The following is a 14,009-nucleotide window of genomic DNA, read 5'->3' as shown; positions in this document are numbered from 1 at the left end:
AGGCAGGAACCCATGAAACAGATCTTCACGCTCGGCGCGATCGGCGCCGCGATCCTGATTGCCTGCGCGCCGGCCGGCGCTGCCACGGCCAAGGCAGCCGCCACCCATAGCGCCGGCGCAAAGGCTGGCCAAACCCAGGCGGGCAAGCAGCTCGACCTGCTGGCCAGCCAGTACTACGATGCGGTGGCCCGCTTCGAGCCGGTTGGCGCGACCGAAAACGGCGACGGCCGCTTTGACGACCAGATCGGCATGTCGATCAGCCCGGCGATGCGCGCCCGCCAGTACGGGCTGTATCGCGGCTTCCAGAACAAGCTGCGCACCATTTCGCGCGACGCGCTGAGCGGCAAGGGCCAGGTCAATTACGACATCCTCGCGTACGAACTGGGATCGATCCTCAGCCTCGAGAAGTTCCCCCAGCACCTGCTGCCGATCGACCAGATGGACAGCATGCCGGTGACCCTGGCGAACTACGCCGGCGGGCAGGCGGCGCAGTCGCTCACCACCGTCAAGGGTTACCGGGCTTACCTGAACCGGCTGAACCAGCTGCCGGCGTGGATCGACCAGGCGATCGCCAACATGCGCGAAGGCGTCAAACAGGGCATCACGCAGCCGAAGGCGCCGATGCTGTCCGCCCTGCCGCAGTTCAAGAAGCTGGCCAGCGCGACGCCGGAAGCGAGCATCTTCTACACGCCGATCACCAATCTGCCGGCCGGCTTTTCGGCGGCCGACAAGAAAGCGCTCACCGCGGCGTACCGCCTGACGATCGACAAGAAACTGGCGCCGGCACTGGCGCGGCTGGCCACCTTCCTCGAGAACGAATACATTCCGGCGGCGCGCACCAGCACCGGCTGGAGTGCGCTGCCAGGCGGGATGGAGTGGTACATGGCGCGCGTCGCCAGCCAGACCACGACGACGATGACGCCGGAGGAAATCCACGCGATCGGGCTGCAGGAAGTAGCGCGCATCCAGCGCGAGTTCGGCGTGGTCGGGCCTAAGATGGGCTACACCGGGCCGGCCAACGGCTTGCCGACCTGGGTGGCCGCACAGGAGAAGTACCGCCCCTTCACCACCGAGCAGCAGGTGATCGATGTGTACCGCGAGCTCGATGCGAAGCTGCGCACCAAGCTGCCGGCGCTGTTCACGCTGACGCCGAAGGCGCCGCTCGACCTGCGGCTCGAGCCTGAACTGAGCCGCGCGACGGCATCGGACCACTACACGGCGCCGGCGGCGGACGGCTCGCGCCCTGGCGTGTTCTGGTCGGTGGTGAACGATCCGAAGCAGTACGGCAGCACCGGCATGGTGACCTTGTTCCTGCACGAAGGGCAGCCGGGGCACCACTTCCACATCGCGCTGCTGCAGGAACTGAACCTGCCGAACTTCCGCAAATTTGGCGGCAACAACGCCTTCACCGAAGGGTGGGCGCTGTATGCCGAGACGCTGGGCAAGGAGATGGGGCTGTTCGACAAGCCGGAGGATTATTTCGGCCACCTGTCCGACGAGATGCTGCGGGCGGTGCGGCTGGTGGTCGACACCGGCATGCATGCGAAGGGGTGGACGCGCGAGCAGTCCATCCAGTACATGAAGGATACGCTGGGGTACTCCGACGTGGCCAAGAGCGAGACGGAGCGCTACATGGTGTGGCCGGGACAGGCGCTGGGGTACAAGATCGGATCGCTGAAAATCGCGCAGCTACGCGCGCGGGCGAGCTCAGCGCTGGGGCCGAAGTTCAGTCTGCCGGCGTTCCACCAGGTAGTGCTGGGGGACGGCACGCTGCCGCTGTCGCTGCTGGAGGCGAAGGTGGATCGCTGGATCGCGGCGAACAAGTAACCAAGCTGGACGGAAAACGCTGGTGTCAGGTCTGACATTCGGACATTTGCTCGCCGAATGTCCGAATGTCAGACCTGACACCAGAATTTGACGCAGGTTTGCTGAGTTTCGCGTCGATAAATTTTACAGGGGGAAGAAGGGCCTGTAGAGCCGGGAGTCATTTCTGCCAGTGGCAGAAATGACGGTCTCTAGATTGGCGGGAAATTCTGCGTTCGCGTTATGCGAGCATGAAGACGGGGTAGCGGCTCCACTCGGGCTCGCGGTAGCGCTTGCAGTTGGCGAAGATGAAGTCGAGCACCGCGCCCTGGTCCGCCACCAGCGCCGCATTGGCGCCCTTCCACGCTTCGAATCTGGCCTTCAGTTCTGGCTCGTCGCGCAGCAGCTCCAGCGCGTGGTCTTCGAACACGTAATCGGAATACGCTTCCTTCTTTTCCAGCACGCTGTTGAAGAAGCCCCAGCGGAAGAAGCTGTCGTGCCCCTGCGGCTCGAGCATCTCGACCGCATAGCGCGCGTGGTCCTGGTCAAGCGCCACCACGTAATCGCCGGCGCGCACATTGACCCGCCCGCTGCGCTTTTCCAGCACCACGTCATCATGGAACATGTGCCCCTCGTACGCATTCGCGCGCGACGTCACCGACTTGACCTGGTAGTACTCGACATCCATCGCGGTGTCGGCAGCCAGGCGCGTCATCTGCACGCCGTTCCACTCGAGCCGCTCGATCGCTTCGCGCCACGCCTGCGGAATCACGTAGGCGCGCGGCGCCTTGACCGTGACGTCGGCGGGGAAGCTGTTGAAGTAGGCGATGTCACGCTCCCACGCTTGGCTGCGGTCGTACGACAGGCGCGTGTAGTCGCCCAACAGGCTTGGCAAATATTTGGCGGCGTAACCCTGGAAGCGGAAGCTCGATGGCTTCGACTCGTCCATCGACCAGTGCACCGGCCACTCGGGCCGCGTCTTGCCTTCGTCCTTCGCGGCGCGACGCAGGCCCTGGATCCGGGCCGCATGTTCAACCGTGAACGCCAGCGCGCTCTCGACCAGTGCGCGCATCGAGTCGTAGCGATCGGCGAACGGCTTGAGCATGTGCGTCTCGGGCATGAAGCCGATGGTGTGGTGCAGCGCGGCGTAACCGGTCGAGAAGCGTGGTGTCTCCAGGAATTCGGCGATGCCGTGATCCGGGCTGTCCTTGACGGGATTGACGTATGGGCAGGTAGGCCAGCCGCGCCGCGCCATGTCGGCAAACATCGCCGGCAGCATGGTGTCGGTGAGGAAGGCGCCGAGCGCGCCGCCAAGCTTGTCGGCCTGGGTGTGGATCAGCGTCATGGTGTACGAATAGTCGGCGCCGTTCGACGTGTGGGTGTCGACCATCACGTCCGGGTCCCAGGCGGTGAACAGCTGGTTGAACACGCGCGCGGTGAGCGTGTCGCACTTGACGAAGTCGCGGTTCAGGTCGAGGTGGCGGCTGTTGCCGCGAAAGCCGAACTGCTCGGGGCCGTCCTGGTTCACGCGCGAGGTGTCGGCGCGATTGAGGCTGCCGTCGACGTTGTACAGCGGGACAAACAGGAACACGGTCTTGCCCAGCGCGGCCAGGCGCGCCGGCTCGACGCAGAAGTCGCGCACCATCGCCATGCAGGCGTCGACACCTTCCGGCTCGCCGGGATGGATGCCGTTGTTGTTGAAGAAGACGGGCCGCCCTTCGCTCTTGATGCGGGCGCGGTCGAACACGCCGTCGGCACTGACCACGCCGGCGTGGATCGGCACGCCGGCGTCGGACGTGCCGACCTGTCCGAAGCTGAGCACCGCCGGAAAACGCCGCGCCAGCATCTCGTACCAGGCGACGCATTCGGCCCACGTGGTGGTCTGGTTCTTGTTGCCTTGTTCGTAGGGCGTGAGGAGTTCGTTCATGGCGTATATGGGTAGAAAGCGATTTCGCTACGATACAGCAGTTGGCGCGCCAAGTGGCAGCGCGATGGCGACCACGGTGCCGTTGGCGTCCGACGCGAAGCCGATGGTGCCGCCGAGCGCGTACACCCGCTCGCGCATGCCGATGATGCCAATGCCGGCGGACGCACCGGCGACGTCGAAGCCGGCGCCATTGTCGGCCACTTCAATATGCAGCACCGCGTCCGGCTCCGACAGCGTCAAGGACACCTGCACATGGGTGGCGGTGGCGTGCTTGATCACGTTGGACAGCGCTTCCTGGATGATCCGGTAGGTGGATATGGCCAGCTCGTTTTCGAGGTGCGAAAAATCGCCCTCGGAATGGAAGTAGAAACGGTAGCCGGAATCGCTGCCATAGTGGCGCATCATTTCCTCGACGGCGCCGTGCAGGCCGAGCATGTCGAGCACCTCGGGACGCAGGCGCCGCACCAGCCGCCGTCCGCTGGCATACAGGTCGAGCGTCAGCTGGGTGATCGCCTGCGACTTCTGCTTGATCTGCTCGATGGCAGCGCCCTCCCCGGCCTGGCCGGCCAGGCGCAGGATGCTTTGCGATTCGAGCCGCGCGGCGATCAGCGAGGCATTGAGCTCGTCGTGGATTTCGATGGCGATGCTTTTCCGCTCGTCCTCGACGATGGAGTTCACTTTTTGGATCAGCTTGCGCTTGTCGGCGTCGGCCTTGAGCGCCTCGTTGCGCGATGCGACCAGGTCGCGGGTGCGCTCGTCGACCTTGTTTTCCAGGTGCTGCTTGGACTGGTCGAGCGCTACCGACATTTCGGCGATCGATTCCTGCAGCTCGCCGATCTCGCCGCCGGTCGTCACCGGCAGGTCGGAGCGGTAGTCGCCGCCGCGGATCTTGCGCAGCGCGCCGATCGACGCGCGCAGCGGCGAGGTCAGGCTGCGCGCGAGGAACCACGCCAGCGCGCCGCTGACAGCCAGCGCCAGCGCCGCCATCGCCACTTCGATCTGGAAGCGGCGCGTCTGCTTGGCCAGCATGTTCGTCGGCGACATCGTCACCCGCACCCAGCCCACCACTTCGGCCGGCTGGGTCGGCGGCTTGGTGTCGCTCGGGCCCGATACGTGGGGCGCGCCGTTGTCGGAGAACAGGTTCACCCAGATCACCTGCTTGTTGATCGGCGCCTCGTAAAAATGCGGCTCGGCGCCAGCGGCAAATTGCGAGGCGACGCTGATGGCAAGTTTGCGGTTGGCGTCCACCACGTCGATGCGGTAGATGCTCTTGTCCGACTGGACCAGGCCATTGATGGTCAGGCGCAGGTCGGACAGGTTGCCGGAGATGACGTTGTACTCGCTCGTTTCGGCCAGCGCGCGCGCCAGGATGCGGCCGCGCTCGGCCAGCTCCTCGTCGACCTGGGCGCGGTGCGAAACCCACGAGTAGCCGATCAGCGACGCAAACAGGAACACCACCGGCAGCATGGTGATGAAGACCAAGCGGGTGCCGATGCTCCAGCTTTGCCAGAAGCGCGGCTTCATCGCGGCCGGGCCGGCGCGCGGCGCGCGAACGTCCGGGCGGCGCTGCCGACGTCGAGGTCGAGCGAGCGCGCCACGCCTTCGTTGATGATCGTATGAAAATAGCGCGGGAACTGCGGCGGCGCCAGTTCGCCGGTGGCGACAAAGGCGGCCGCCATCTCGGCCACTTGGGCGTTGATGTCTTCGATCTCGGAGTAGGTCGACGCCAGCGCGCCGGCCTTGACCATGTCGGCCGAAAAGCCGATCACGCCCTGCTTGTGGCGGTAGGTCGACAGCAGGATGTTGCGCACCGTGTCGACGTTGTAGACGCCGCTGTCGGGCATCGCCAGCAGCACCTCGTGCGAGGCGATGCGATTGAGGACGCGGTTGATGTCCTCGCCCGGCGCCAGTTCTTCGAGCGCCGCGGCGCCGTGCAGGACGCTTTTCAGATGCGCGGTATCGGCGCCGAGGATGACGGCGGTCCTGACTGGCCGGCGGTACAGCAGCGCGGCAAGCTGCAGCTGGCTGGCCGGCGCCGGCTCGGCGTACACCGCCGTCATCGCGACTGCGCGGGCCGGCGTGGCGCCGGCGGCCACCGTACGCCACACCGCGCTGGAGGTGAAGGCGGAAATGACGACGCAGTCGTCCTTGCGGGCGGCGACGTCGCGCAGCGCGGCCGGGCCGATGGCGATGTAGACCATGCGGCGGCGCTGCGCCAGCTCAGTGCGGAACATCGCCGACAGCGGCACCAGGCGCTTGTACAGGTCGTCGGCAATGCGGCGCGTCTGCGCGCTGTCGTCGCCGGTGACGATATGGAAGCGGTAGCCGTGCACCTGCTCGGCGCAGGCGAACGGCACGGCCAGCGCGAACAGCGCCGCCGCCAACAGCCGCCGCCGCGCGCCGGCTCGCACTAAGGCTCGATCAGGCCGTGCTTGACGGCCAGCTTGGTGATGTAGGCCTGGCGGTGCACGCCCAGCTTTTCCTTGATCGACTGGCTGATATTGCTGATGGTCTTGGTCGACAGCTCCAGCTTCTCGGCGATTTCGGCGTTGGTCAGGCCTTCGGCCATCAGCTTGAATATCTCCAGCCCGCGCACGTCGAGCTGCGACTGCGGCGAGACGTCGCCGCGCACCGACAGGTTGGCGAGCCGCTCGGCGATCTGCGGCAGGAAGTACAGCTTGCCCTCGTTCGCCTGGCGCACCGCGGCGGCCAGGTCGGCCGGATCGCAATCCTTGGTGACGAAAGCGCGCGCGCCGAGCCGGTAGGTTTCCTTGATCAGGCTGTCCTGGTCGAACTGGCTGAGGAAGACGATGTTGGCCGCCGGGTAGGCGTCCAGCAGCGAGCGCGCCGCATCGAGCCCGGTCAGCTCGGTGCCGAAGCGGATGTCGAGCACCAGCACGTCGGGCAGAAGGTCGGCATACATGGCGGCCGCTTCATCGGGCGTGCGGGCCTGGCCCACCACGTCCATGCCGACGCCTTCCAGCGACAGCGCAAAGCCGGTCATGACGATCGGATGGTCGTCGGCCAGCATCACGCGGACCGGTTTGTTCTCAGCTTGCACTTGCTCTCCCTGCGGCGCTTGCGGCGCCCGCTCTATCGACTTGCCATCAGCTGGCACCCAAAAATGCCAGCGAACGGAAAAATGTTCCTGATGTTGGGATTATTTCACACATCGGGGCGGGGCGCGAGGGGTGATCCTGCCGACCGGCTTGGCCTTGCGCGCATTCAACAAATCGTCAGAAGTGCTACGAAATAGCTGTTCAATTGCTATGCTATAGCATATATTTGTTCCATAGCTTAGATTCTGAACGCTCTTTCCGCTTGCAACGTTGATTTCTTCCAGCTACTACAACAAGGAGATCGCCATGCATTTTTCGTACATGAACAACGGTCACAGCAGCAAGGCAAGCAAGATCGCGGTGGTCGCGGTAATCCACGTGGTCCTCGGGATGCTGCTCATTCAAAGCATGAACTCGCGGACGATTTCGATGCCGACGCTGCCGGCGGACGTGGTGCTGCTGTTCACCCCGGAGCTGCCCGTGCCACCACCGACGCAGGCGCCGCCGCCGCTGCCGATGCCCTATGTGGCGCCGCCGCCGATCATCGCGCCGCCGCCCGAGGTCGAGGTGACGCAGGCGCCGCTGCCGGACACGGTGACCGCGGTCGTCAGCGCCGAGGTGGCGCCGCCGGCGCAAGTGGTGCCGCCACGGGCGGACACGATGCCGTCGTCATCTACGAATCCGACCAGCAGCACAACGATGCGCACGGCGGTGCTGGCTGACGCCAACGGCTGCGCCAGGCCGGATTACCCGGTGAAGGCGGTGCGCAACAACGAGTCGGGCACGGTGACGCTGGCCCTGCTGGTGGGCACCGATGGCCGCGTGGCCGGTTCGCGCATACAACGTTCGAGCGGCTCGCTTGAGCTGGACAGGGCCGCCGTGGCCGCGCTGAGCACCTGCAAGTTCAAGCCGGCCACCAATGGCGGCGTCGCCGAGCAAGGCTGGGCGCAGATCGCCTATGTCTGGACGCTCGACTAACAGTTACGTGTTGAGCCTTCCCCCGCCCCGGCTCAGCCGGGCGGAGTTTTTTTGAAGGAAGCCGGCCGTCGCCACGACCGCGCTGCCAGCCAATCACCGCCAGACACCAGAACAAAAGACGGGAAACACCATCATGCTGATTACTCCGAGCCTGCCGCGCACACAGGTCACCGCGGGCATCGCCGCGACGCTGCTAGCATGCACTGCCCTTGCCTGGGCCGTGCTGCGGCCGGCGGCGTTGACTGCTCCTTCGGCGACGCCAACGGCGGCCGGCTTTTCGACGATGCGTGCGCTTGCCGATGTGCGCTTCCTGGCCGCGATGCCGCGACCGATCGCCAGCGCCGCCAATGCCGAAGCGCGCCAGTACATCGTCGCGCAGCTGCGGGCGATGGGACTGGAGCCGCAGGTGCAGACCGCAACTGCGCAAAAGACCTGGATCGACCGCTACCGCAACGCGCGCGTCGCGCTCGGCGTGGTCAACAACATCGTGGTGCAGGTGCCGGGTACCGCGCCGGACCATGCGCGCCGGCCCGCGCTGCTGCTCGCCACCAGCTACGACACGGCCGAGCGCAGCGTCGGCGCGGCGGCGTCGGCAGCACCGGTGGCGGCGATGCTGGAAACGCTGCGCGTGCTGCAGGCCGGCGCGCCGCGCGCCAACGACCTGCTGGTGCTGTTTGCCGACGGCGAGAACGTCGGCGGCCTGGGCGCGCGCGCCTTCGCCGGCCAGCATCGGCTGGCCAAGCGCGCCGGCGTGGTGATCCGCTTCGATGGCCGCGGCAGCGCCGGCGCGCCGGTGCTGATCGGCTCGAGCGGCGACAACCGCGCCGCCATCGGCGGCTGGGCCAAGGCGGCGCCGAACCCGCGCGGCTCGTCGCTGATGCAGGCGGTGTACCAGTTCATGCCAGGCACGCCGGACATGGGCGCACTCGACACCTTGGGCAGCGCGCGCCTGCACTTTGCCAACCTCGAAAGCAGCAACGGCCATGCGCTCGGCTCGCGCGACACGCCTGCCCGGCTTGACCCGGCCAGCGTGCGGGCAATGGGCGAGACCATGACCGCACTGGCGCGCCACTTCGGCGATGCGCCGCCGGCTGCCGCCATCGCCGGCGCCGCGGTGTACTTCAACCTACCAGGCTTCGGCGTAGTCCACTACCCGGCGCAAGCTGGGTGGATACTGACGCGCCTGACCTGCCTGATGTTCATCATCGTCTGCTCGATAGCGGTCTATCGCAACGACACCGGCCTGGGCGACATCGTCAACGGCGCGCTCGGCTTCGTATTCATCAGTGTTATCGGTGCGCTGGCCGTGTTCCTGATCTGGAGTACGTTCCCGTCGCTGCACGCCGGCCACGACTTCCGCACCCACGGCGCCGGCGCCGGCGACCATTGGTTCCTGGCCGGCTTCGCGGCGCTCGGCACCGCCATGTTCATCGTGTTCCAGCGTGGCCTGCGGCGCGCGGTCGGCCACGCCGCGGCGGCGCTCGGCCCGCTGCTGCTGGTCGCCATCCTGCTGCCGCTGGCAAGCTGGAAGCTACCTGGCGCGAGCTACGCGCTGGCCTGGCCGCTGGCCGGCACGCTGCTGGCATACGGCGCACTGTATTCGCCGTTCGCCAGGCGGCTGCGCGGCTATCAGCGGGCGCTGATCCTGCTGGCCGGCGCGGTGCCGGCGTTGTTGCTGGTGGCGCCGCTGGTGCCTCAGATATTCACCGTTACGTCGCCCGACAACATGAACCTGCCGATGGCGGCGCTGGCCTTGCTGCTTGGCTTGACGGCACTGCTCATGACGGCGCAGCGGCGCTTCGTGGTGCGCGGCCTGCTGGCGGCGTGCGCGGCGTGCATTGCCGTCGCGGCGACCATCGCGCCGTACGGATCGGCGCCGATTCCGCAGCCGAACCGGATGGCCTACCTGAAGGACGCGTACAACTGGAAGTCGTACTGGATGCTGCCGGCCGGGCCGCTCGACGCGTGGTCCAAGCAGTTCTTTCCGAACGCCGCCCGGCCCCAGGTGCAGGTCGACGCGTTCGGCCACAACAGCCCGAAAATGTGGCTGGCGCGGGCGCCGCACCACGCGCTACCGTATCCCGACATCCGGATGCTCAAGGACGAGGTGCTGCCGAAGGGCCGCACGGTCGAATTCACGCTGCAAGCCAAGTCGGAGGTGCCGGGCATCGACGTCACATTGAAAGGCGCCGGCACGCTGCGCACCAGCATCAACGGCCGGCCGCTGACGCTGGAGAAAACCAACGACTTGACCGTCTCCCTATACGGCATGGGCGGCCAGCTGCTGCACTTTCGCTTCGACCTGAACTCGGATGAACTGTCGCGCGTCTTCATCCATGAACGGATCCCCGGCCTGCCGCCGAATGCGGCCGGCGCGCGCCCGGCGGGCATGCTGCCGCCTACGACGCCGATGACCGAAACGACGATCCTGTCCGATACGCTGCTGTTCAGGTAGGGACGGTACAATGTCTCGCCGCTTACAAGGCGGCGAACAGACTTCCCACTTCAACCTGATCGAATTCGGAACCCATGCAAATGAAGCTTTCCTCCGCCATTGCAAGCGCACTGGCCACCAGCCTGGTGCTGGCCGCACCAAGCCACGCCGCCAAGGCGGCTGCCGCCGCCACGCCGACCGTCCGCGAAGCGCCGCTGCGCGCCCACCTGTCGTTCCTGTCTTCCGACATGCTCGAAGGGCGCGGCACGGGCCAGCGCGGCGGCGACCTGACAGTCGCCTATCTGGAAGCGGCGGCGATGACCGCCGGCCTGAAGCCGGCCAATGGCGCCAGCTTCCGCCAGAGCGTGAAGATCGCCGGCGTCAAGTCGGCGCCGCAGGACAGCAAGGTCGTGCTGGAAGCGGGCGGCAAGGCGCAGTCGCTGGCGTTCGGCAAAGACTGGGTGTGGGGGCCGGGCGACGCACAGGCGGCGCACGCGATGGACGCCGAGCTGGTGTTCGTCGGCTACGGCATCACCGCGCCGGAGCAAGGCTGGGACGACTACAAGGGCCTCGACGCCAAGGGCAAGATCCTGGTGATGATGGTGAACGACCCGATGCCGACGGCCGCCGAGCCGGATCGCTTCGGCGGCAAGGGCCTGACCTACTACGGCCGCTGGACCTACAAGTTCGAAGAAGCGGCGCGCCGCGGTGCCGCCGGCGTACTGTTGATCCATACCGACGCATCGGCCTCGTACGGCTGGAGCGTGGTGCAGAACAGCTGGATGGCCGAGCGCTTCCAGCTCGCCGGCGGCAAGAGCGGCGCCGGCATGGAAGGCTGGATGACCGAATCTACCGCGCGCGGCGTGTTCGCCGCGTCCGGCCAGGACCTCGACAAGCTGCGCGCGGCGGCCGAAAGCCGTGACTTCAAGCCGGTCGCGCTGGGCGCCAAAGTCAAGGGCGAAACGCGCGCCGAGATCCGCATGATCGACCAGTTCAACGTCGCCGGCCTGGTGCCGGGCACCGATCCGAAACTGAAGGACGAAGTCGTCATCTACACCGCCCACTGGGACCACCTGGGCAAGCAGGGCAGCACCGGCGACACCATCTACAACGGCGCCGTCGACAACGCCTCCGGGTCGGCGGGCCTCTTGGCGATGGCGCAGGAAGCGGTCAAGGCGCCGGCCAAGCGCAGCCAGATGTTTTTGTGGGTGGCGGCGGAAGAACAGGGCCTGCTCGGCAGCGCCGCATACGCCGCCAGTCCCTTGTGGCCGGCAGCGAAGACCGCGGCCAACCTGAACCTCGACAGCCTGAACTTCGTCGGCGCCACCAACGACATCGGCACCAAGGGCAGCGAGCGCACCGAACTCGGTGCGATGGCCGAAGCGGTGGCCAAGTCGATGGGCATGAAGGTGGCGCCGGCGACACCGGACCTGGCCGGCGGCTACTTCCGCAGCGACCATTTCAGCTTCGCCAAATCGGGCATCCCGGCGTTCTCGGTCGGCGGCGGCAGCGAGTACACCAAGGACGCCGAAGCGGGCAAGGTCAAAGCGAAGGCCTACGGCCAGCGCTATCACCAGGTGTCGGATGAATACGACGCCAGCTGGGACCTGTCGGGCATGGTACAGCAGGCGCAGTTCACGCTGAACCTTGGCCGCGCGATCGCCAACGCGGCGAAGATGCCGGCCTGGAAGGCGGGCGACGCCTTCGGCAAGATCCGCGCCGGCGCGCAGTAATACCAGCAATACCCGTGGCGCCGCCAGACAGCGCGGCGCCACGCTCAGTTTCCCGCATGCCCTCATTATTTCCACGTCGGAATTACTTACACATCCTGGAAACTTTTGTTTCCGTGAAGCCTTAACACATTGATTCGAAACGATAATTTCCGGTAGGCACGGAATGTGCTCATGTGACAGGAGTAGCTAATAATAACTATCCTGGGGAAAACTAATGAAATCATTTCTGAACTGTCGGTATCGTTGCTCACCGCAGTAGCCCTTCACGCGCCAGTGTCGGCGGCGCCCGTCGTCGACCAGAGCAATGAGCCCCGCGCTGCCGGGTTTTGCTTTACCAACGATAGCTTCAGTTGCGGTCAATCGTTTCGACAGGACGCCTCAAATATCAGCGGCGGCAGTTTCTATGTTGATCCAGGCTATGGCGACGGCTCCGCCGGCACAGTGACAATATCGGTTTATAGCAGCTATGGTACGACCCCATCTGGCCTGCTCGCCTCTGGCACGGTGTCCGGAGTCACGCAGAACTCGGGATGGATCGACGTATTCTGGAATCCGGTGGCGCTCACGAGTGGCACCCAATATTTCCTGATCATGCAATCGACCAATGCCATCGTCGCATCCTATAGCCGGAATCAATACGCCGACGGTAACGCCGTCTACATCGGTTCGACGACAGCGTACGCCGGTTTCGATCTGGTATTCCGCACTTTCGCCGACGACGGCGCAACGCAGGTACCGGAACCAGGCTCATTGGCATTGCTGGCGATCGGGCTGGCCGGCCTCGGATTCGGGCTGCGCAGGAAAGCGAAATCGCAGCGCGCAGAATAAGCGCCGCCAGCTGAACGATTGAAAACCAGACGGCACCGGGGATTTTACCCGGTGCCGTTTTCAATTCAAGAGATCGGACCGCAGACCAGGCGCGCACCGCCTCCGCCAAGCGCGGCCGGATGGTCGGCGTGGTTGTCGCCGCCCACATGGACCATCAAGGAGCGGCCCTTGAGGTCGGCCAGTTTCAGGCGCGGCGCGAGCACCGGGTTGCTGGCGTTGCCGGATGCGTCGACTGCCAGTGCCGGCAAGTCGCCGAGATGGCCGTCGCCCCACGGCAAGCCATGCTTTTTGCTGCCTGCGGGATCGTAGTGGCCGCCTGCGGCAAGGCCGGCGACCGGCTTGCCCTCCTTGGCGCCGGCCGCGCAACTGCCGTTTTCGTGCACGTGGAAACCATGCAGGCCTGCCGGCAAGCCGGTGAGCGATGGCGTGAACACCAGGCCGTAGCGGCTTTCGCTGATCGTGACGGTGCCGGCGGCGGCGCCCTCGCCGGCGTCGGTCAGGAGTTTCATCGGAACGCGAATCTCGGCTGCCGCCGCCGATCCGACCGCGCAGGCCAGCGCCAGCGCGACTGCACACACAGGTAGTTTCATGGTCGTCCTCTCAAAATTGTGTACCCAAATCGTACCGCGATGTCAGTTTGCGGAGCGCTTGCTACGCTGTCAATACGTACTGCCGATAGGTTGACCGCGCGGCGGGCGTGAACAGAAACCGCAAAATGACCACTTCCCGCACGTCATCCTCGCGAACGCGGGGATCCCATTCTGGCGAGCGGCCACAGGAACACACCCCCCGTAAAATCCCAGCGGTAGACATTCAGCACCGTCGACCCGCTGCGATACGTGATGACCTCCTCGCCCTCGGACGGCTCGGGCTGGCGATCGCACGGCAGCTGACGCTGGCGATGGACGGCGACTTGTCGCTGCACAACCGCGACGGCGGCGGCCTCGAAGCGCGCCTGACGCTGAAGGGCCCGCCGGCCGTCTGACGATAAAGGGCGCGCTGGCCGGCTGCCGCGTTTTCACCGCCACTACAGTTGTTTAAATCGGCATAGGGGACGGCCCGAAGGCCGCTCCCCTGCCACACCACCCGGCATGCGGGTCCGCACCGGGCGGTTGGAACGGTTGACGTCATGGCACCGAACCCGGCGCGCCATGCCTGCGTTCATCTGTGTTCAACCCGGTCGATCGAGTTCTTCACTGTCGTGGAAACCATCGGCTTCACCTTGGTCTCCTGTTGACGAGCCCCGT

11 protein-coding genes are annotated in these 14,009 nt (G+C 65.9%); 6 read left to right on the top strand and 5 right to left on the bottom strand.

Annotated features, from left to right (window positions below):
• Positions 1–12 precede the first annotated feature (12 nt).
• Positions 13–1,827: a DUF885 domain-containing protein gene (locus CR105_RS21845; RefSeq protein ID WP_099792170.1), complete on the top strand. Its 1,815-nt coding sequence runs from the start codon at positions 13–15 to the stop codon at positions 1,825–1,827.
• 217 nt (positions 1,828–2,044) lie between these two features.
• Here CR105_RS21845 and CR105_RS21840 read toward each other — a convergent pair whose 3' ends face one another.
• From CR105_RS21840 to CR105_RS21825, 4 genes are read right to left on the bottom strand one after another with little or no spacing between them, the layout of a single operon-like run.
• On the bottom strand, positions 2,045–3,730 hold the full coding sequence (locus CR105_RS21840; protein ID WP_099792168.1) for a M14 family zinc carboxypeptidase: 1,686 nt from the start codon (positions 3,728–3,730) through the stop codon (positions 2,045–2,047).
• A gap of 27 nt (positions 3,731–3,757) precedes the next feature.
• Entirely contained in the window at positions 3,758–5,254 is a 1,497-nt protein-coding gene (locus tag CR105_RS21835) for a sensor histidine kinase (protein ID WP_099792166.1), read from the bottom strand.
• Complete coding sequence (locus tag CR105_RS21830; RefSeq protein WP_099792164.1) at positions 5,251–6,141, bottom strand: type 1 periplasmic-binding domain-containing protein; 891 nt, start codon at positions 6,139–6,141, stop codon at positions 5,251–5,253. The genes CR105_RS21835 and CR105_RS21830 overlap by 4 nt, the downstream gene beginning before the upstream one ends.
• Complete coding sequence (locus CR105_RS21825) at positions 6,141–6,791, bottom strand: response regulator transcription factor (protein ID WP_229414059.1); 651 nt, start codon at positions 6,789–6,791, stop codon at positions 6,141–6,143. The genes CR105_RS21830 and CR105_RS21825 overlap by 1 nt, the downstream gene beginning before the upstream one ends.
• 304 nt (positions 6,792–7,095) lie before the next feature.
• On the opposite strand from CR105_RS21825, the gene CR105_RS21820 reads away from it, so the two are divergent.
• The 4 genes from CR105_RS21820 to CR105_RS28720 all read left to right on the top strand — a co-directional run bounded on the left by CR105_RS21820 (position 7,096) and on the right by CR105_RS28720 (position 12,762).
• A complete protein-coding gene (locus CR105_RS21820; protein WP_131021714.1) occupies positions 7,096–7,767 on the top strand; it encodes an energy transducer TonB in 672 nt (223 codons plus the stop codon).
• 133 nt (positions 7,768–7,900) lie between these two features.
• Entirely contained in the window at positions 7,901–10,222 is a 2,322-nt protein-coding gene (locus CR105_RS21815) for a M28 family peptidase (protein ID WP_099792158.1), read from the top strand.
• A gap of 74 nt (positions 10,223–10,296) precedes the next feature.
• Positions 10,297–11,934, top strand: a complete 1,638-nt coding sequence (locus CR105_RS21810; protein ID WP_180288265.1) for a M28 family peptidase — start codon at positions 10,297–10,299, stop codon at positions 11,932–11,934.
• Between the two features lie 243 nt (positions 11,935–12,177).
• Positions 12,178–12,762: a PEP-CTERM sorting domain-containing protein gene (locus CR105_RS28720; RefSeq protein ID WP_218968739.1), complete on the top strand. Its 585-nt coding sequence runs from the start codon at positions 12,178–12,180 to the stop codon at positions 12,760–12,762.
• Positions 12,763–12,827: 65 nt separating this feature from the next.
• Here the strand turns inward: CR105_RS28720 and sodC are convergent, their stop codons facing one another.
• Complete coding sequence (gene sodC / locus CR105_RS21800; protein ID WP_099792154.1) at positions 12,828–13,352, bottom strand: superoxide dismutase family protein; 525 nt, start codon at positions 13,350–13,352, stop codon at positions 12,828–12,830.
• A 125-nt stretch (positions 13,353–13,477) separates the two neighbouring features.
• Between sodC and CR105_RS28715 the strand changes: the two genes are divergently transcribed.
• Positions 13,478–13,747 (top strand): hypothetical protein, encoded by a 270-nt coding sequence (locus CR105_RS28715; RefSeq protein WP_099792152.1) that lies wholly within the window; start codon positions 13,478–13,480, stop codon positions 13,745–13,747.
• The last annotated feature ends 262 nt before the right edge of the window (positions 13,748–14,009 follow it).

It is taken from the genome of Massilia eurypsychrophila, from assembly GCF_002760655.1.
Taxonomy (GTDB): domain Bacteria; phylum Pseudomonadota; class Gammaproteobacteria; order Burkholderiales; family Burkholderiaceae_D; genus JAFCUW01.
This window is presented reverse-complemented; position numbering and strand designations above follow the sequence as displayed.

Bases quoted from the DNA above. Each gene is read 5' to 3' on its own strand.
- CR105_RS21840 (WP_099792168.1), bottom strand. From the start codon at position 3,730: ATGAACGAACTCCTCACGCCCTACGAACAAGGCAACAAGAACCAGACC.
- sodC (WP_099792154.1), bottom strand. From the start codon at position 13,352: ATGAAACTACCTGTGTGTGCAGTCGCGCTGGCGCTGGCCTGCGCGGTC.
- CR105_RS21810 (WP_180288265.1), top strand. From the start codon at position 10,297: ATGCAAATGAAGCTTTCCTCCGCCATTGCAAGCGCACTGGCCACCAGC.
- CR105_RS21820 (WP_131021714.1), top strand. From the start codon at position 7,096: ATGCATTTTTCGTACATGAACAACGGTCACAGCAGCAAGGCAAGCAAG.
- CR105_RS21845 (WP_099792170.1), top strand. From the start codon at position 13: ATGAAACAGATCTTCACGCTCGGCGCGATCGGCGCCGCGATCCTGATT.
- CR105_RS28715 (WP_099792152.1), top strand. From the start codon at position 13,478: ATGACCACTTCCCGCACGTCATCCTCGCGAACGCGGGGATCCCATTCT.
- CR105_RS21835 (WP_099792166.1), bottom strand. From the start codon at position 5,254: ATGAAGCCGCGCTTCTGGCAAAGCTGGAGCATCGGCACCCGCTTGGTC.
- CR105_RS21815 (WP_099792158.1), top strand. From the start codon at position 7,901: ATGCTGATTACTCCGAGCCTGCCGCGCACACAGGTCACCGCGGGCATC.